The 18,324-nt window shown below is 68.1% G+C and carries 19 protein-coding genes and 1 pseudogene; 9 read left to right on the top strand and 11 right to left on the bottom strand.

Annotated elements, in window-relative coordinates:
• Positions 1-53: 53 nt before the first annotated feature.
• From EV647_RS39165 to EV647_RS39145, 5 genes are read right to left on the bottom strand one after another with little or no spacing between them, the layout of a single operon-like run.
• Positions 54-824 carry a hypothetical protein gene (locus tag EV647_RS39165; protein WP_134012274.1) on the bottom strand — a complete coding sequence of 257 codons (771 nt, stop codon included), beginning with the start codon at positions 822-824 and terminating at the stop codon, positions 54-56.
• A gap of 29 nt (positions 825-853) precedes the next feature.
• Positions 854-1,624, bottom strand: coding sequence for a hypothetical protein (locus tag EV647_RS39160; protein ID WP_134012272.1), 771 nt, complete (start codon positions 1,622-1,624; stop codon positions 854-856).
• Between the two features lie 51 nt (positions 1,625-1,675).
• On the bottom strand, positions 1,676-2,497 hold the full coding sequence (locus tag EV647_RS39155; protein ID WP_134012270.1) for a carbohydrate ABC transporter permease: 822 nt from the start codon (positions 2,495-2,497) through the stop codon (positions 1,676-1,678).
• Entirely contained in the window at positions 2,494-3,426 is a 933-nt protein-coding gene (locus tag EV647_RS39150; RefSeq protein WP_133785940.1) for a carbohydrate ABC transporter permease, read from the bottom strand. The genes EV647_RS39155 and EV647_RS39150 overlap by 4 nt, the downstream gene beginning before the upstream one ends.
• Complete coding sequence (locus tag EV647_RS39145; RefSeq protein WP_134012268.1) at positions 3,423-4,718, bottom strand: ABC transporter substrate-binding protein; 1,296 nt, start codon at positions 4,716-4,718, stop codon at positions 3,423-3,425. The genes EV647_RS39150 and EV647_RS39145 overlap by 4 nt, the downstream gene beginning before the upstream one ends.
• A gap of 195 nt (positions 4,719-4,913) precedes the next feature.
• Here EV647_RS39145 and EV647_RS39140 point away from each other — a divergent pair, with 195 nt between their 5' ends.
• Together EV647_RS39140 and EV647_RS39135 are read left to right on the top strand one after the other, a co-directional pair.
• A complete protein-coding gene (locus tag EV647_RS39140) occupies positions 4,914-5,636 on the top strand; it encodes a hypothetical protein (protein ID WP_134012266.1) in 723 nt (240 codons plus the stop codon).
• An 85-nt stretch (positions 5,637-5,721) separates the two neighbouring features.
• Positions 5,722-6,450, top strand: coding sequence for a hypothetical protein (locus EV647_RS39135; RefSeq protein WP_134012264.1), 729 nt, complete (start codon positions 5,722-5,724; stop codon positions 6,448-6,450).
• Here the strand turns inward: EV647_RS39135 and EV647_RS39130 are convergent.
• Positions 6,447-7,175 carry a helix-turn-helix transcriptional regulator gene (locus tag EV647_RS39130; protein ID WP_134012262.1) on the bottom strand — a complete coding sequence of 243 codons (729 nt, stop codon included), beginning with the start codon at positions 7,173-7,175 and terminating at the stop codon, positions 6,447-6,449. The genes EV647_RS39135 and EV647_RS39130 overlap by 4 nt on opposite strands.
• Before the next feature lie 66 nt (positions 7,176-7,241).
• Here EV647_RS39130 and EV647_RS39125 point away from each other — a divergent pair, with 66 nt between their 5' ends.
• The gene (locus EV647_RS39125; protein ID WP_134012260.1) at positions 7,242-8,384 is read left to right on the top strand and encodes an MFS transporter; all 1,143 of its coding nucleotides are present in this window, start codon (positions 7,242-7,244) and stop codon (positions 8,382-8,384) included.
• Between the two features lie 2 nt (positions 8,385-8,386).
• Entirely contained in the window at positions 8,387-9,166 is a 780-nt protein-coding gene (locus tag EV647_RS39120; protein WP_134012258.1) for an endonuclease/exonuclease/phosphatase family protein, read from the top strand.
• Here EV647_RS39120 and EV647_RS39115 read toward each other — a convergent pair.
• A complete protein-coding gene (locus tag EV647_RS39115) occupies positions 9,140-9,997 on the bottom strand; it encodes an alpha/beta fold hydrolase (protein WP_134012256.1) in 858 nt (285 codons plus the stop codon). The two genes, EV647_RS39120 and EV647_RS39115, sit on opposite strands and share 27 nt — an antisense overlap.
• A gap of 154 nt (positions 9,998-10,151) precedes the next feature.
• Complete coding sequence (locus EV647_RS39110) at positions 10,152-11,675, bottom strand: serine/threonine-protein kinase (protein WP_238177613.1); 1,524 nt, start codon at positions 11,673-11,675, stop codon at positions 10,152-10,154.
• Between the two features lie 94 nt (positions 11,676-11,769).
• Between EV647_RS39110 and EV647_RS39105 the strand changes: the two genes are divergently transcribed.
• The 5 genes and pseudogenes from EV647_RS39105 to EV647_RS39090 all read left to right on the top strand — a co-directional run bounded on the left by EV647_RS39105 (position 11,770) and on the right by EV647_RS39090 (position 16,322).
• The gene (locus tag EV647_RS39105) at positions 11,770-12,330 is read left to right on the top strand and encodes an RNA polymerase sigma factor (protein WP_133785948.1); all 561 of its coding nucleotides are present in this window, start codon (positions 11,770-11,772) and stop codon (positions 12,328-12,330) included.
• Positions 12,331-12,376: 46 nt separating this feature from the next.
• Positions 12,377-13,381, top strand: coding sequence for a dihydroxyacetone kinase subunit DhaK (dhaK, locus tag EV647_RS39100; protein ID WP_134012252.1), 1,005 nt, complete (start codon positions 12,377-12,379; stop codon positions 13,379-13,381).
• Between the two features lie 2 nt (positions 13,382-13,383).
• Positions 13,384-14,004 carry a dihydroxyacetone kinase subunit DhaL gene (dhaL, locus tag EV647_RS39095; RefSeq protein ID WP_134012550.1) on the top strand — a complete coding sequence of 207 codons (621 nt, stop codon included), beginning with the start codon at positions 13,384-13,386 and terminating at the stop codon, positions 14,002-14,004.
• A pseudogene (gene dhaM, locus EV647_RS43775) lies at positions 14,001-14,402 on the top strand (dihydroxyacetone kinase phosphoryl donor subunit DhaM); the annotation flags it as partial. The gene dhaL and the pseudogene dhaM, both read left to right, overlap by 4 nt.
• 54 nt (positions 14,403-14,456) lie before the next feature.
• A complete protein-coding gene (locus EV647_RS39090; RefSeq protein WP_370344832.1) occupies positions 14,457-16,322 on the top strand; it encodes an HPr family phosphocarrier protein in 1,866 nt (621 codons plus the stop codon).
• Here the strand turns inward: EV647_RS39090 and EV647_RS39085 are convergent.
• Genes EV647_RS39085 through EV647_RS39075 form a run of 3 tightly spaced genes read right to left on the bottom strand, consistent with a single transcriptional unit; the run spans position 16,301 to position 18,252 of the window.
• Positions 16,301-16,957: a hypothetical protein gene (locus EV647_RS39085; protein WP_134012248.1), complete on the bottom strand. Its 657-nt coding sequence runs from the start codon at positions 16,955-16,957 to the stop codon at positions 16,301-16,303. The two genes, EV647_RS39090 and EV647_RS39085, sit on opposite strands and share 22 nt — an antisense overlap.
• Positions 16,954-17,496 carry a GNAT family N-acetyltransferase gene (locus EV647_RS39080; protein ID WP_238175688.1) on the bottom strand — a complete coding sequence of 181 codons (543 nt, stop codon included), beginning with the start codon at positions 17,494-17,496 and terminating at the stop codon, positions 16,954-16,956. The genes EV647_RS39085 and EV647_RS39080 overlap by 4 nt, the downstream gene beginning before the upstream one ends.
• 15 nt (positions 17,497-17,511) lie before the next feature.
• The gene (locus tag EV647_RS39075) at positions 17,512-18,252 is read right to left on the bottom strand and encodes a helix-turn-helix domain-containing protein (protein WP_134012245.1); all 741 of its coding nucleotides are present in this window, start codon (positions 18,250-18,252) and stop codon (positions 17,512-17,514) included.
• Positions 18,253-18,324 lie beyond the last annotated feature (72 nt).

Here is an 18,324-nt window from a genome sequence, read left to right as displayed (position 1 = left end):
CGACGTACCATTCATGCCCCCTCGGTTCGATTGTGAATGCTCAGTGGCACAGGCTAGACGAACATCTTCACGACGGTGCGGCCGTTGATCAGCAGGAAGTGGCCGTCGTTGCGGATCTGGACGACGGTGCCCGGCCTGTGGGTCGCGAAGTCCCACGTGCCTTCGCCGTCACGGTTGTAGGTGCCGAAGGTGCCGTTCGGGTCGATGTTCGCGAACGACTCCGGGTACCGGGTCTTGCCGGTGCTCCACAGCACGGTCGTGCCGTTCTTCTGGAAGACCATGTTCCCGTTCGTCAGCACCTTCAGCGTGTAGACGTGGTCCAGGGAGTACATCGTCACGTCGCGGCCGAGTGCGTCCGGTGCGTGCAGCATGGCACCCACCATCAGCGTGCCGATCACCATGTGCCGGTTCCAGACCGCCTTGCCGCGGGTGTTGTAGATCGCCAGCAGACCGGTGTTCGGCAGCACCAGCTTCGCCTGCGGGCTGGCCGCACCCATCGACCAGATCTGCGTCCGCCCGTAGATGATCCGCATCGTGCCGTCGGCCGCCATCACCAGCACCGACCCCGGCCGGTAGGTTCCGGACGTCCACAGCGGCTGCGCCACGCCGCGCTGGAGCAGGGTCACGTTCCCGCTGCGCTGCATGGTCAGCGTGAACACACCACTCGCCGACTTGATCGACTGCAGTGTCATCAACTTCTGACCCGGTAGCAGCGTGTCCGAGACTGCCGCCGTCTTCGCCTCGGCCGGTCCGCTTCCCACCAGCACAGCCCCACCCAACAGTGCCCCGACGGCCAGGACCCCGGCCACCAGTCGACGTACCATCCCGCACCCCTAGTTCGCTCAGTGTCTTGTCAGTAGAAGATCTTGACGACGGTCTTCCCGTTGACCATCCGAAGGTGGCCGTCGTCGGTCAGCTGGAGGACGCTACCGTCGCGACGGGTCTGGTAGAAGAAGGTCAGGTCCCCGAAGCCGTTCACGGTGCCGAACGAGCCGTCCGGGTTGACCCAGCCGTACGCGCCCGGGGCATTCTTCACGCCGGTACTCCACAGGACGGTGGTGCCGTTCTTGTACAGCACCAGATTGCCGGTCGTCAGGAACTTCAGCGTGTAGATCCGGTTGACGGAGTACATGATGACCTCGTCCCAGGCCGCGTCCGGGCCGGCGAGCTTGCTCTGCGGCATCAACGTCCCGACGACCATGTGACGGTTCCAGTTCGCCTTGCCGCGAGTGTTGTAGATCGCCAGGTTCCCGGTGTCCGGCAGCACCAGCTTCGCGCCGGCGCTCTTGATGCTCATCGACCAGATCTTCGTCCGGCCGTAAATCACCTGCAACGTCCCGTCCGTGCCCATCACCAGCACCGAGTTCCGCCGCCAGGTGCCCGAGGCCCACAGCGGATTCGTCACTCCGCGCTGATACAGCTTGGCGTCGCCGGCCGGCTGCATGATCAACGTGTAGACCCCGCTGTGCGAGCGGATGTACTGCCCAGCCAGCAGCTTCTGACCCGGCAACAGGGTGTCCGATACCGCCACCGTCTTCGCTTCGGCCTGGGTGCTCCCCACGACCGCGACCCCGCCCAGGAGCGCTCCGACTGCCAGAACTCCGACCCACAACCGACGTACCATGCCGATCCCCCTCTGTTCGTTTGTGAGTGCTCAGTGTCCTGGGCGAAGAGGTCATCCCTTCAATCCGGAGGCGAATCCGCGGATCACGTACCGCTGCAGGACGAGGAACAGCAGCAGGATCGGGAGCGCTGCGAGGACCAGTCCGGCGGCCACCAGCCCGTAGTTCGACGTGTACTCGTTGACGAAGGCGAAGACCCGGACCGGGACCGTCTCGCGGCCGGATCCACCCAGGTACAGCAGCGGGGTGAAGAAGTCGTTCCAGATGTGTACGGCGTTGAGGATGAGCACCGTGCCCGTGATCGGCCGTAGCAGCGGGAAGATCACGTGCGCGAACGCCTGCAGATGGGACGCGCCGTCGATCAGCGCCGCGTTGGTGTAGTCGGCCGGCAGCGAGCGGATGAACCCGGTGTAGAGGAACACCGTGAACGGCAGTTGGATGCCCGTGTAGAACAGGATCATCCCCTGGTAGGTGCCGAGCAGGCCCAGGTCGTTGACCATCTGGTAGAGCGGGATCATCCCGAGCTGGAACGGCAGGATGATGCCGACCAGGAACAGGATGTAGAGCGTGTAGCTCAGGCGTGTCGCCGTACGGGCCAGGAAGTACGCCGCCAGCGAGCCCAGGACGATCAGCACGAGGACACTGCTCACCGTGATCAGGGTGCTGTTCAGCAGCGCCGAGCCGAGTGATGCCGACTGCCACGCTTCACCGAAGCTTCCCACCGACGGCGGATCGGGCAGCGACAGCGGCTTGTTGGCGATCTGGCCGGGATCCTTGAAGGCCAATGTCACCAGGGCGTAGACCGGGAAGAGGAAAGCGATGGCGGCCACCACCATGACGACTTCCAGCACGAAAGTGCGGGGCTTGTATCTCATGCCGCGGTCTCCCTCGAGCGCAGGTACCCGATCTGGATGAAGGACACGGCCGCGACGAAGATCGCCAGTACCAGCGCCACCGCGGTGCTGTAGCCGAACTTCCCGAAGACGAAGGCCTGCTTGTAGAGGACCGTCGACAACGTGTCGGTCGCGTACCCGGGGCCGCCGTTCGTCATCGCGATGATCTGGGTGAACAACGTCAGGCCACCGACCGTGGACAGCATCAGGTTGATCGTCACGGCCGGTGCGAGCAACGGCCAGGTGATGTGCCGGAACCGGGCCACGGTGCCCGCGCCGTCGACCATCGCGGACTCGTGCAGCTCCTGCGGTACGCCTTCCAGACCGGCCAGGAAGATGACCATCGAGTACCCGGCGCACTGCCAGATCACGGTGAAGGCAACCGACCACAACGCGATCGACGGATTGCCCAGCCAGTCCTGCCGCAGCCCGCCGAGACCGATCGCCCCGAGGGCCGCGTTCAACCCGGCGTCCGGCGCCGGGTTGTACACGTACTTCCACAGGAACGACACCATCACCGGACTCACCACGACGGGCGCGAAGAAGATCACCCGCAGCACCATCCGGCTCTTGATCCCGGTGTGTACGCCGAGCGCCAGCAGCAACCCGATCCCGTTCTGTACGACGACGATCGCCACCGTCAGCAGCAACGTGTTGCGTAACGCGCCGAGCGCCTGGTCGTCGTGGAACAACTGCTGGAAGTTGTCCAGCCCCACGAACGACCGCTGCGCCCCGACCCCGGACCAGTCGGTGAACGCCGACCCGGCCCCGGAAAACGCCGGATACAAGACAACCAACGCATAGATCAGCAACGCCGGCACCGCGAACAACCACGGCGGCGCGATCCCGCCGCCGCGGCGCCGCGGTGCCTTGACAGCGTCCCGGCGTACCGCCTGAGCTGTGACCGTCATGCCGTCTTCCGGTAGGCCTCGTCCATCTTCTTCAGGGCGGCCGGGACCGTGCTCTTGCCGCCGAGGAGCTCCTGTACGACGGCGAAGTGGGTCGGCTGTACTTCGGCGTTCGGCCAGCGCTGGTCCATGAACGGAACCGCCTTGTTGTCCTTGAGGTACGGGAGGAACGGCTTCAGCACCGGGTCGACCTTGGCGTCGCCCTCCGAGTACAGCGGGACGCACGCGACGGCTTCGGCCCAGGCGTTGACGACCTCGGGCTGACCGCAGTACTCGATGAACTTCTTCGCCTGCTCGGCCTTCTTGCTCTTCGCGCTCACCGCGATACCGACCACCACGCCGCCGGGGATCCAGTTGTCGGCGGCGACATCCGTGGCCGGGAACGGGAACATGCCCAGGTCGTCCGGCGTCGGCGACGCCTGGCGGAAGGCCTGCAGGACCGCGGACACCTGCACGGCCATCGCGGCCTTGCCGGTGCCGACCATCGAGGTGGCCTGCTCGTACGTCGTCCCGTTCGGGTTGTCGTTGAAGAAGCCCTTCTTCTGCAGCTCGAGGTACTTGTTCATCGCGTCCGCCCAGCCCGAGTCCGCGAAGGACGCGCTGCCGGCGGTCATCTTGTCGTCGAAGTCCGGCGTCTTGGCGTAGACCGTTCCCGGGACGAGCGCGTAGTCGATGAGCTGCGTGACCCACGGGGTCTGGGCGCCGAGCGCGATCGGCACGATGCCCTTCTTCTTCAGCTTGTCGCACACCGACAGCAGCTCCGACCAGGTGGTCGGTACGTCGACGCCCGCGGTCGCGAACGCCTTCTTGTTGTAGATCGCGCCGAGCACGCTGGTGCCGGGCGAGAAGATGAACGTCTTGCCGTCGTTCTGGAACGCGCCCTTGAAGCCGGTCGGGATCTTCTGGGTCCAGGACTGGCTGCTGAGGTCCGTGAGCAGGTTCGCCTTGCTCAGCTGGACCATCGACATCGCACTGCCGTTGCCCGGGTAGACCGCGTGCAGGTCCGGGGCGTTACCGGCCGCGAGCTGCGCCCGGAGCGCGGTCTGCAGCTGGTCGGCCGGCGAGAACGAGAGGTTGAAGTCGAAGTCCGAATGCGCCTTCTTGTAGTCGTCGAGCGCCTTCCGCAGACCGGCCTCCTGGCTGCCGGCGCCGATCACCTTGAGAGGACCGCCGGACGACGAGCTGCCGTTGCCGCCGCCGCAGGCCGACAACGCACCGGCCAGACCGGCGGTGACGGTCGCCCCGCCGACGAGTTGAAGGAGCCGCCTTCGGCTGACGGACCGTTCGAGTGCCATGGTTCCTCCTGAGCGCCGAAGTACCGGCCAAGAATGTGAAGTAACCGCAGGATCGTGTTACTTTTGTCACGGGGACGGTACGTACGGCCCGGGAGAGTGTCAAGACCTCGTTGAAAGGATTCAGTCGGACCGGTGTGAAAAGGCCTCCACCGGTGTTTTGGGGCCCGGCCCACCTCGCCTGAGAAGATGGCCCACGTGCGCGTGAGACGAGTCCTCCTGGCCGGCCTCCTGCTGCTGGCCCTGGCTCTCGGCGCCGGCAGTGGCTACTACGCGGGCGACTACTTCGACGGTCCGGAACCCACTGCCTCCGGCACCGCCGGCCCACTCGGCGACATCTCCCCATCCCCCACGCCGACACCGACCGAGCCCCCGCTCCCGGTGAAGACCCCCGTCCCGAGCACCGTGGAGCCTCTCGAGACCGGGCTGGACTACACCAACCACACCTTCACCGTGACCCCGAAGGACGCGGAGCCGGTCCAGCTCTCGATCGAGACACCACAGGGCTGGAAGCTCGCGCCCAGGGACCCGAAGCGCCCCGGCGAGGTCAAGTACCTCGACAAACTCAGAGAACGCGGCGTCCGCGTCGAAGCAGTCGCGCCGGCCGCACAGAGTCCTGCCGCCGAGATGGCCCAGCTCATCGTGGACCTCAAGAAGAGCCAGCCGCCGGAGAACGACGTACGCATCGCCAGCCACACCACCGACGTGATCACCGGCGACGACGGCGAATCCCGGGCGGTCGCCACGCTGATCTACACCTTCATCCCGGGCGAGACCCTGCGCTACGTGATCGTCCGCTGGGTCGCGATCAACGGCGAGCTCACCAACGTGGAGATGAGCATCACCGGCCTCCCCCAGGACGCGCAAGCCCTCGACGAGGTCCTACAGCGCGCAACCGCCTCGGTCAGCGAGGTCGGCTGACCCTTTTCACAGAATCGTTACTTATCCGGTGCAACCTCTGCGGGGGCTGAGGTGTCTTCTGTTAGTAGACCTGGGGAGGTGGGGCATGGCGGGGACGGTGAGTAGGCGGGCGATGCTCGGCGCCGGTCTGCTGACGCTTGCGGGGGTGGGCGGAGCGGGAGGCTACGGCGTCGGCCTGTTCCTCACCAAGGAACCAAGCCTGGCCGGCACGGCGGCACCGCTCGCCGTGGGCTCCACGCCAGGTACGACGCCCACCCCGACGCCAACACCGACCGGACCGCCACGCAAGGTCACGTACGACAAGTCGCCCGCCCTCGAGGTCGACGACCTGGACTACGAGGCCCGGACGTTCACGGTGACCGACATGTTCAAGTCGCGGATCTCGGTCCGCGTGCCGTCGGACTGGGCGTACACCAAGCAGGATCCGCCGAAGAGCGGCCGGTTCACCGACCGGACGAAGAAGCGCTGGATCAGGATCGAAGCCGGCTTCACGATCACGCGGCCGCCCGCCGACTCGCTGGAAGCCCGGCTCAAGCAGCTCGCCGGCATCTCGGCGAGCCAGATGGTGAAGGTCCTGTCACGGACCGTGGAAGCGAACTACGCGACGCTCGCCTACACCTACGTGCCGGACGAGGAACTCTCCCCCGAAGGCGTTTTGCGTTATGTCATCGTGCGTTGGGTCGCGGATGACAGTGGCAACTGCGCTGTCGAGATGAGCTCCACTGGGCTCCCCCAGGACAAGGACGCTCTGCTGGACGTCCTCGACCACGCCACCGACAGCGTCGAACGCCGGGACACTCCGCTGTCGGGTTAGAGCAGTTGGGCGAGACCGTGGCGGCCTGCTTCGGACAGGTGTACGGCGCGTTGGCGGGGGCGGCGGTGGAGCCAGTTGCGGTTCAGTAGCGCCTCGGTGATCGCGGCACCGAGCTGCCCGGACAGGTGGTGGCGTTGTTCACTCCAGTCGACGCAGAACCTCAGGAGCGGACGTCGGGACGGCTGACTGGCGATGTCGACTCCTAGCTCAGTAAGGACCTCTGTGGCGTTGGGTCCGAGCGCATACGGGCCGTCCGGGAGCTGCTGGGCCAGGGGGTCGCTCGGACGGCGCTCTGTGCCCCTGCCGCCGTCGGTGCGCGTCAGGGCATCACGGCGTACCAGGCCTTCCAGGAGGGCCACGCCGAGACGACCGGCCAAGTGGTCGTAGCAGGTGCGAGCCTCGCGGAGCGCTGCGGCCCGAGTGCTCTGCCTCAGTGACCTGATCGGCTGTGGCTTGGCTATGCGCGCCAACGCTTCCACAGCGGCGGCCACCTCAGGCCCAGAGAGTCCGTAGTACCTGTGCCGACCGGACTGCTCGACCGTGACCAGGCCGCCCTCCAGCAGCTTGCGCAGGTGCGCGCTGACTGTCTGCGGCGACACTCCGGCTTCCGTGGCCAGCAGCGAGGCGGGAAGAGCGCGGCCGTCCGCCAGCGCCATCAGGACCTTCGCCCGGGCGGGCTCGGCCATCAGACCGGCGACCTGGGCCACGTCGGCATCTCCGTCCATGCTTCCCATACTCACACCGTCACATTTCGAGGTGACCCGAAGTGTTGCGGTGGGAACGTGGAAAGCATGCTTCTCGCGTTGCTGTGTATCGGAATCTTCCTGGTCCAGCTGGACGTGACCGTGGTGAATGTCGCGCTGCCGGCCATCCGGACCGGCCTTGATACCAGTGCGGCCGGCCAGCAGTGGGTCGTGAGCGGGTACATGATCGTGCTTGCCGCGCTCCTGCTCGTCTGCGGAGCGCTGGGCGACCGGATCGGTCACCGGCGGATCGTGCTCGCGGGGCTGGCAGTGTTCGGTGGTGCGTCGCTGGTGTGCGGCACAGCCCCCGGCATCGAGCTCCTGGTCGCGGCCCGGGCGATCCAAGGTGTCGGCGCGGCCCTCCTGCTGCCAGGCACGTTGGCCGTCATCACCGATCAGTACGCCGACAAAGCCGCCAGAGCACGTGCTGTCGGGATTTGGGCCGGTGCCGGTGCGCTTGCCCTCGTTGCGGGTCCCACGCTCGGCGGGGTGCTGGTCAGCGATCTCGGCTGGCGTTCCGTGTTCCTGATCAACCTGCCGATCATCGCGGTCGCGCTACCGGTTGCCTGGCGCATTGTGCCGCGGCGCCAGGTCGCCCAGCGCGAGACCACGCGCAGGCTACACATCGGCGCGGACTTCATCGGCGCCAATGTGGTCGCAGGCTTGATGAATCTGGTCGGTCTGGGCACGCTGCTCGCGCTGACGCTCTACTTGCAGGAACACCTCCACCACAGCGCGCTGCGCGCCGGGCTGGAACTGATTCCGGTTCTGCTGCCGTTGGCGGTCCTGGGGCCGGTCTCCGGACGGGTCACGGCCCGGTACGGCCCGCGACTTCCGATGTCGTTCGGACTGGCGCTGGGCGCCATCGGGTCCTTCTGTCTGCTGGCCGTACAGCCCACCAGCCGGTACGCCGCAGTTGTCCCGGTCGAGCTCTGCCTCGGCATCGGCATGGGTTTCCTCACCGCAGCCGTGGTCAACGCCGCCGTCGCCGCGCTTCCTCCGGACCGCGCCGGTCTGGCCAGCGGAGTCAACAACACGGCACGGCAAGGCGTCGGCGCGGTCGGCGTGGGCCTCTACAGCACCATCCTCAGCCACTCCATGCCGTTCACCACCGGCCTCCACACGTTGGCCTGGTTGGGCGGCGCACTGTGGGTACTGGGCCTGGGAATCACCTGGCTCACAGTGGAGTAGACATGCGACTGGCAACGCTGAACGTCTGGGGCGTCCGCGGCGACTGGCCGGCCCGACTCGCCCTGTTCCGGAAGGGCTTCCAACAGCTGAATGCCGATGTACTCACGTTGCAGGAGACGGTGTTCAACGCCGACGTCGATCAGGTCATGGAGATGCTGGGGCCGGAGTACCACGTGGTGCACTCGTCGGAGCGTGAGTACGACGGATCCGGAATCAGCACTGCGAGCCGCTGGCCGATCGGCGACGTACTCGAGCTCGACCTGAACGTCACCGACCGGACCGGAGACTTCGCGTGTACGGCGCTGCTCACCGAGGTGCTCGCGCCGTTCGGACGGGTCTGGGTGGCGAACCACTTCCCGGACTACCAGGTCGATCACGAGCGCGAACGGTGCGCGCAGACGGTCCTTGTCGCGCGCAAGCTCGAGCAGCTGGTTTCAGACTCCCCCGGGCACGTCGTCGTCGCCGGAGACCTGGATGCTGACGACGCTGCGGACAGTCTGCGTTTCTGGACCGGGCGTCACGTCGTCGACAACCTGAGCGTCTGCTACCGCAGCGCCTGGCAGGCGACACACCCGCACGAGCCCTTGGAGACCTTCGTGCCGGAGAACCCGCTGTTCGTCGACGGCGATTGGCCGTACCGCGGACTCGACCACATCCTTGTCCGCTGCGGCGCCGACGGCCGCCCGACGCTACCGATCCAGAGCTGCCGCCGTACGTTCGACCAGCCTGGCGAGATTCCCAGCGACCACTACGGCCTAGCTGCCGACTTTGAGGAACGGTAGGAGCCAGGCGAGGGTCTCGTCCGGGGCCTCCTCGGGCAGGAAATGGCCGGAGGCGACCGGGCCGCCGGTGACGTCGTCGGCCCAGTTGCGCCAGATGTCGATCGGGTCGCCGTACCAGCGTCCGACCGAGCCGTCCTGCTCCCAGAGGACCAGCGTCGGACACGTGATACGGCGCACACCCCGGTCGGCCGCGTCGTGTTCGCAGTCGATCGTGGCGGCCGCGCGGTACTCCTCGCACATCGTGTGGACGACCTCCGGGTCGCGGAAGTGACGGATGTACTCGGCCCGGATCTCCGGCGGGAACGCGTCGCCACCGGACCAGGTATCGAGGAGGTGGTTCACGAACGAGTCGGGCGCCCGGCCGATCAAGGTCTCGGCGATCGGGGCGGCCATGAACGTCCAGACCCAGTAGCCGAGGGCAAAGTCCCTGTCGGCGCGGTCGAAGGCGTCGCCCGTCGGTACGACGTCCAGTACGGCGAGCTTCGTCACCACATCGGGATGATCGAGCGCCATCCGGTAGGCACAGCGGGCGCCACGGTCGTGGCCGACCACGGCGAAGTCGTCGTACCCCAGCTGTTGCATTGCCTCGACCTGGAGCCTCGCGAGTTCTCGCATCGACTGGTCGCCGGAGGAAGTGCTGTCACCGAATCCGCTGAGGTCGGTCGCGACCACACTGAACTCCCGGGCCAGCACCGGCGCGATCCGGTGCCACATGACGTGCGATTCCGGGAAGCCGTGCAGGAGCAGGAGCGGCGGTCCGTCACCACCGCGGCTGCCGTGGATGACAGCGCCGGACACCGGTACGTCGAACTCGCGGAAGGACTCGATCACGCAGTACGACGTACCCAGCCGGCCGGTGGGTCAGTCGGCCGGCCAGATGGTGCGGAAGATGGTGAAGCGGAGGCGGTAGAACCTGCGGCGGGCGGACTGGAGCAGCGCCGGCGACGGTCGGAACCGTTCGGTCGATAGATGCATGGGGACTTCCTCAGTCGAAGTACTGCACCGAATCGGCGATCTCCGTGGCTCGGAGGACATCCGATCCGGGTACGACCACCTGTACGAGTAGCGAGCCGCCGTCCCCGTGATCGACGACCCGTTGGAGCAACACGATATCGGCACCGAAGCAGTCAGCGGACACCCGGTCGGTTACTGAGAGTTCACGGACCATGTGCGGCTGCAGAGTGCCTTCGTTGCTGCACTGCTTGCCGTCCGGGACCGCCAGCTTCGACTTCGACACACCGACGAACACACCCGGAGTCTTCCCCGACCAGTCCGGGTCGCGGCTGACTCGGAACGCCGGGGCACTCCCGGTGCTGCCAGGCGCGGTCCAGACCGACTGGGCCATCGACTGCGCCCAGGCCTCTGGCAGGGTGACGGAGAATTGGCCCTCCGAGACCTGAATCATTTTGCGGCTCGAGAGGTACCAGTGGCCGCCGTACCCGACACCGCCGCCGACCAGCAGCGCCAGCAGAGCAGCCACCACCCATCGCCCGCGGCGCCGCTTCCTGGGCGCCGCCGTCTCAACCGAGGCGGTCTCAGCCTCAGCGGTAGCGGGCTCCACCGCAGCACTCTCGACTGCGACGGTCTCTGAGTCCGCCGTCACGCTCTCCGACGGCTCGGCGGGTTTCACGATCGTCGGCTGGTTCTCGTCGCTGAGCGCCGTCTTCGCGTCCAGGTCCTCGGACGCAACGGTCACCGTCTCGCGGGTCGACAGCGGGAAGTCACGCGTGGTCTCGTCGAGCGCGCCCACGAGTTGCCGCGTGAACGACTGCACGTCCGGCCAGCGCTTCTCCCGGTCCGGATCCAGCGCCCGGACGATCGCCGCGTCGACCTGCTCCGGCAGCTCGAACCCGAGCGAGCTCGGCGGCGCCGCCACCTTCACCCGGCTCGCGGCGCCCAGGCCGTCGACCTGGTGCGGGGACCGCCCGGTCAGGGCGGCGTACGCGACCGCGCCCAGCGAGTACTGGTCGGCGCGCTGATCCAGCCGCTCACCGAGCGCCTGCTCAGGAGCGACGTACGACGGGGTGCCGCCGGGCATCGTGATGCGGGAGATCTCGTCGAGAGACTTGCCCAGCCCGAGGTCGGACAGCACCGCCCGCTCGCCGTCGTCGGTGCTGCGGAACAGGACGTTCGCCGGTTTCACGTCGCGGTGCAGCAGGCCGCGCCGGTGCAGCGCCTGCAGGCCGCGGCCGACCTGGACGACCACGTCGACGGCCTCGGCCAGCTCCAGCGGTGCCTTCTTCAGGCGGTCGGCGAGCGTGCCGCGGTCGGCGTACGTCAGCACCAGGAACGGCCGGCCGTCCTCGAGCTCGCCGACGTCGTGCACCTGGACGACGTGCTCTGACTCGACGCGGCGCAGGAACCGGCCCTCCTCGAGGAACCGCTGCCGGACCGAGTCGTCGTGCCCCCAGTTGTCGGCGAGCACCTTGATCGCCACCTCGGCGTCGAGCTGCTCGTCGTGAGCCAGCCACACCGTGGCGAAACCGCCCGAGCCCAGGCGTCGGCGCACGACGTATCGACCGAGTCTGGTTGGGACCCCCATACAGGGCATTATGGGTCATTGGAGTGTCCCTTACGGGGGCCGATCGAGAGCAAAGGCGCAGATGAGCGACAGCACCAGTCCGGCCGACGACCTCGCCACCCTCGCGGAGCAGGCGCAGGCCGGCGACAAGAACGCGATGGACGACCTGCTGCGGCAGGTGTATCCGCGCGTCCTGCGGATCTGCCGCAGCGTCCTGCCGTACTCCGCCGACGCGGAGGATGCGGCCCAGGAGGCACTGCTCAACATCGCCACCAAGATCAACTCGTTCTCCGGCCGCAGCAGCTTCTCGACCTGGGTCCACTCCGTCGCGGCGAACTCCGCGCGCTCGACGTACCGCAAGCTGAAGCGCACCGCGCAGGCCGCGCACAACCCCGAGCAGATGGAGAAGCCGGACCCGCGCACCACGAGCGTGATCGCCGGCACCCGCCTGGACCTCCTGGAGGCCCTGGAGACCCTGGAGCGGGACCGCCCGCAGATGGTCACCCCGCTGGTCCTGCGGGACGTCTACGGCCTGTCGTACGAGGAGATCGCCGCCGAGGTCGGCGCCCCGCTCGGCACCGTCAAGTCCCGGATCCACGACGCCCGCGAGGTCGTCCGCCCCCTCCTCCGCCCGAAGGACTGATTTCGGGCCCCTCCCGCAGGCGGCCCGGGTGTGCTCAGATGGGGGGATGAAGAAGCTCATCAACGACCCGGCCGATGTTGTGAGTGAAGCGCTGCAGGGGATGGCGGCGGCGCATCCGGACCGGCTCCGGGTGGACCTGGAGAACCGGATCGTCTATCGCAAGGACGCGCCGAGACCCGGCAAGGTCGGGCTGATCTCCGGTGGCGGGTCGGGGCACGAGCCGATGCACGGCGGGTTCGTCGGGCTCGGGATGCTGGACGCGGCCTGCGCGGGTGAGGTGTTCACCTCCCCGGTGCCGGACCAGATGATGGCCGCGACCAAGGCGGTCGACGCGGGCGCCGGCGTACTGCACATCGTGAAGAACTACACCGGCGACGTGATGAACTTCGAGATGGCCGCCGAACTGGCCGCTGCCGACGCCGGCACCGAGGTGCTGTCGGTCGTGACGAACGACGACGTCGCCGTGCAGGACAGCCTCTACACGGCCGGTCGCCGCGGCGTCGGCGTGACCGTACTGCTGGAGAAGATCGTCGGCGCGGCCGCCGAGGAGGGCCGCCCGCTGCAGGAGGTCGCGGACCTCGCGAAGAAGGTCAACGACAACGGCCGCAGCATGGGTATGGCGCTGACGTCGTGCACCGTCCCGGCCGCGGGCAAGCCGACCTTCGAGCTGGCCGAGAACGAGATGGAGGTCGGTATCGGCATCCACGGCGAGCCCGGCCGGCAGCGGCTGCCGCTGGCTCCGGCGCGCGACATCGCCGCGATGCTCGTCGACCCGGTGGTCTCGGATCTTCCTTACCAGCAAGGCGATTCGGTGATCGCCTTCGTCAACGGCATGGGCGGTACGCCGCTGCTCGAGCTCTACCTGATGTACAACGAGGTCGCCCAACTCCTCGACCGCGCGGGCATCACGGTCGCCCGCTCGCTGGTCGGCAACTACATCACCTCGCTGGAGATGGCCGGCTGCTCGGTCACCCTCCTGAAGGCGGACGACGAACTGGTACGTCTCTGGGACGCCCCGGTGAACACCCCCGGCCTACGCTGGGGCGCGTGAGCATGGGAGTCGATTCTTTCGTCAGCTGGTTGCGTGATGTCGCCGGTTCGCTGCACGACAACGCGGCGTACCTGACCGAGCTGGACTCGGCGATCGGGGATGCCGATCACGGTGCGAACATGGATCGCGGGTTCCAGGCGGTGGTCGGATTGCTGGACGAGACGTCGTTCGGCAGCGCCGACGAACTGCTGAAGAAGGCCGGGATGACGCTGGTCAGCAAGGTCGGCGGGGCGAGCGGGCCGCTGTACGGGACGTTCTTCCTGCGGTTCGGGACCGCGCTCGCCGGGGTCGATCTCACGCCCGAGACGATCGGGAAGGGGCTGCACGCCGGGGTCGAAGGCGTGCTTGCCCGCGGCAAGGCGGAGCTCGGCGACAAGACCATGTACGACGCCTGGGCGCCGGCGCTGGACGCGTACGACGCCGCGGTGGCGGGCGGATCGGACCTCGGTACGGCGTTGACCGCTGCCGCCGAGGCCGCCGCGAAGGGCCGGGACGCGACGATCCCGCTGGTCGCGCGGAAGGGCCGCGCGAGCTATCTGGGTGAACGCAGCGCCGGCCATCAGGATCCCGGCGCGACCAGCACGACGCTGATCTTGGAGTCCGCGGCCCGAACGCTGCCATGATCGGCATCGTGGTGGTGTCGCACAGCCGCGCGCTGGCCGAGGCGGCGGTCGGGCTCGCCGCGGAGATGGTTGCCGAGGACAAGCGTCCGGTGATCGCGATCGCCGCGGGACTGGACGCGACGACGTTCGGGACCGACGCGATGGCGGTCTCGGAAGCCCTTGGTACGGCGGACAGTCCGGACGGTGTACTGGTGCTGCTCGATCTGGGTAGCGCGGTGCTGAGCGCCGAGATGGCGCTGGAGTTCGTTGACCCGGAGCTCGCCGCGCGGGTGCGGCTGACGAGTGCGCCGCTGGTCGAGGGCCTGGTAGCGGCGGTTGTCACCGCGTCGACCGATGCGTCCTTGGATGCGGTTGCCGCGGAGGCTGAGCGCGGGCTCGTCGGTAAGCAGGACCATCTCGGCGTCGCCGCCGCCGACGCTGCTCCGGTTGTTGAGGCCGATCGCACTGTCGAGCTGGTTGTCGGCAACGAGCACGGTTTGCATGCCCGGCCGGCGGCGCGGTTGGTGGGGCTGGTCAACGGCTTCGATGCGGTCGTGACACTCACCGATCTGGACAACGGCAAGGGGCCTGTCGACGCGGGTAGCTTGAGCATGGTCGCGACGCTGAACGCCCAGCAGGGGCACCGATTGCGGGTGGGTGCGAGCGGCCCGCAGGCAGCCGAGGCGCTGGCGGCAGTCGAGGAACTGGCGAAACAGAACTTCGGCGACGACCCCCCGGAGCCCGCGACGGTGGGGTCGCGGGCGGTTGGATCAACTCCTGGTGGGTCAGGGTTGGACGTGGCGATCGGACCGGCGGTCCTCGCGGGGGCCCAGATCGACCTCGGCGCTTATGTTGCCGGGGACAACGAGCTTGGCCGGTTGAACGCGGCTCTCGCGACCGCGGGCGAGCAGCTCGACGAACTGCGGGACAACCACGGCGACATCTTCGCGGCGCATCTCGCCTTGCTGCGTGACGGTAAGGTGCTCGACGACGTACGAACTTCGATCGCCGCCGGCGCATCGGCCCCGGCCGCGTGGCGGCAGGTGTACGACGAGCTGGCGGCCGCCTTCGAAGGGCTTGACGACGCGTATCAGCGTGAGCGCGCGCAGGACGTCCGCTCGGTGCGGGATCGGGTACTGCGATTGCTCGTCGGAGTGACCGAGGAAGCGCCGACGGACGGCATCCTCGTCGTACCCGAGCTGGATGCGGCGACCGCTGCCACCCTCGACGCGACGCGGATCGTGGGGATCGCCGTCCGAGCAGCAGGGACGACCGGACACGGGGTGATCGTTGCACGGTCGCGAGGGATCCCGTTGATCACCGGAATCGGGGACGTCGACGTGCCGCCGGGCGCGGTCGTCTCTTTCGACGCTCGTACTGGCTCGTTCGAGGTCGCGCCGGACGAGGAGCGGGTCCGCGCGACGATCACCGAACGCGAGGGCGAGCGGGCGCGGGCGATCGCAGACGCCGACCAACCGGCCACCACCCGCGACGGCCGGACGATCGACGTACTCGTGAACGTGGGCGTCGTCCAGGATGCCGTCGACGCGCGCGGTGCGGACGGCTCCGGGCTGGTGCGGACCGAGGTGCTCTTCGGTGATCGCCGTACGGCGCCGACCGTCGACGAACAGGTCGACGCCTTCCGCGCGATCGCACGGGCCCTCGGCGGCAAGCCGATCACGATCCGGACCTGGGACATCGGCGGCGACAAGCCGCTCCCGTTCCTCCCGCAGGACCGCGAGGCGAACCCGTTCCTCGGTGAACGGGGCCTCCGGGTCTTTCGCCGCCGCCCCGAACTGCTCCGCGATCAGCTCGAAGCGATCCGGCGTACGGCGGCCGAGACGCCGGTGCACGTGATGTTCCCGATGGTGACGACCGCGGACGAGGTCGCGTGGGCGTTGCAGGAGCTCGGGCCGCGGGACGGTCTCGAGGTCGGCATCATGGTCGAGGTGCCCGCGGCGGCACTGCGCGTCGGCAGTCTCGCCACGGAGCTCGACTTCGTCAGCATCGGCACCAACGACCTGACGCAGTACACGACCGCCGCCGATCGGACCAACGCCGCGGTCGCACCGCTCGCCGACGGGCTCGATCCGGCCGTGCTCCAGCTGATCGACCATGTCGTCCGCAACGCCGGCGTACGCGTCGCAGTCTGCGGTGACCTGGCCAGCGACCCGCAGGCCGCCGTACTGCTTGCTGCCCTCGGTGTGAGCGAGCTCAGCGCCGTCGGACCGCAGGTGCCGTTGGTAAAGGCCCGCCTACGGCAGGCCGACCTCGGACGGGTCGACACTGCCGCTGTGCTGGCAGCTCGGGATGCGGCTCAGGTACGCGGGCTGCTGTAGTAGCGCAGTTCTACCAGGTTGAAGCCGGAGGTGCGCTCTGGCTTGGCCGGGAGCGTGTAGCTCTCGCCGGGCTCGAGGTAGGTGACGTCCGGGCTGCCCAGGTCCAGGTCGACGACCAGGGCCGGGTAGGCGCCGGTGCGCCAGGTGTACGACTCGCCTGCCTCGGGGGTGACGTGCTGGACGCGTACGTCGTCCTCGTCGACGACTACCTTGGTGGGGATCTCACCCGCCTCTTCGAAGCCGGACTCGGCGGGGATACCGGCCACGCCGAAGTACGGGTCGCCGGAGGCCTCTTCGCCCAGGTCGAGCACCTCGATGAGGCGGTTGAGGTACAGCGCGTCGCCGTCGTTGGTGAGCATGTGCACCGGCGACACCGGGCGGTAGACCGAGCCGCCGACGGTCTCGCTCAGCTGGCGCGCAGGGCTGCCGTCCAGCCAGTCCATGTGGCAGGGCGAGGTCGAGAGGCACAGGACGACGTACGGGTTGTGGTGCAGGTGCCAACCCTGGGCTTCACCTGGCTGCAGCGACACCTCCCAGACGCGGACGCGGGAGTTCTTCAGCAGCACGCGGGTCCCGATCTCACCAAGCACGACCTCGCTGCCGTCGGGGGCGGTGACAGTGGTGCCTGCAGTCATGCGGTCTCCTCAATCGGTCGTTCCATCGCGACACCGGCCAGGGTGATGCCGTCGGGCATCGGTAGCTGAGCGGGCTCCACCTCGGTGAAGCCGAAGGCCTTGTAGAGCGGTACGCCGGGCAGCGTCGACATCAGTGCGAGCCGGGTGAACCCCTCCGCGCGGGCCGCCTCGGTGCAAGCGGTCAGGATCGCCCGGCCGAGTCCACGCCGCGTCCAGTCCGCCCGGACGAACATCGCCCGGACCCGAGCCGGCTCGGTCGCAGGGTCCAGGAGCCGCTCGTCCGCTCCCGCCGTACTCGCATTGAACAGCTTGTTCCGCCGGCTCCACCCACCACAGGCGACGACCTCACCACCCGCCTCCAGGACGTAGTAGGTGCCGTCGTCAATCAATGCGGTGTCCAGCGTGGTGATGTGCTTGGCTGCGCTGGCCGTCTGTTCCGCGTCGTAGTACGCCGGGAACTGGGTCTCCACCGCGGCCCGACTCAGCTCAGCCACCGCGGGCCCGTCCGCCGCCACCGCCAACCGCAACACAGCCTCCACAACCCACAGGCTAGTTCACTCGGAACGGCGCTTCCTGGCCCAGGCTCGGTACGCGGAGAACATGTTGCCCGCCGTCACCACGAGCAGCACCAACAGCAACACCAGGCTGGGGTTCGTCAGGATGATGGCGACTGCGAAGACCACCCCGGCACCGAGGATCTTCGCCAGACTCACGACCAACTCGCGGTCCATCCGTGCCGGCGCAGCCGCGAACTTCGCCGCGGGCTCCGGGCGGGGCTGTGGACGTCGCCGTACCGCAGCTGCTGGTTGACCTCTCCTGCCACTTCCGCCGAACTTCCAGGCCAAGGCACCGACGGTAACGACGACGAACAGGACCGCAGTGGAGAGATCCGCGTCCCCGGACACGATGGATCCACCGATGATCAAGCCCACGATCAGTACCGGCAGCAGCATCCACCCGATCAGCCCCCAACCCGCACGCCGTGCCCCCCTCGAGTCCGCCGGCTGGGGTTGTCCGGGCCGGATCGTTTGGACGACGGTCGCGGCGAAGAGCTTTCCCATGGTCTTGAGTGGCGAGTTGGTGAGGTCCAGGAACACGCCCAGTCGGCCGGTACCGGCCTCGGTCAGTTCGTAGTCCTCGGGGCCGTCGTCCTGCGGCCGCCGTATGACGAACGCCTCGCGGACCAGCGTGTCCAGGGCAGCCTGGACCCGTTGGTTGCCCATACCGGTACGGCGGACCAGCTCCGCCCGGGTCAACGGCGCGAACCGCAGGTGCTCCAGGAGCACGTGTTCCAACCCCGGATCGTTCCCCACAGATGTCCCCCTCGACTGGCCCCGGTCCGATTCTCGCAGGTACTCGTGGTCATC

The organism is Kribbella sp. VKM Ac-2566 (assembly GCF_004366005.1).
Classification (GTDB): Bacteria; Actinomycetota; Actinomycetes; order Propionibacteriales; family Kribbellaceae; genus Kribbella; species Kribbella pratensis.
The sequence above is the reverse complement of the archived record's forward strand: the minus strand, read 5'-3'. Positions and strand labels throughout refer to the sequence as shown.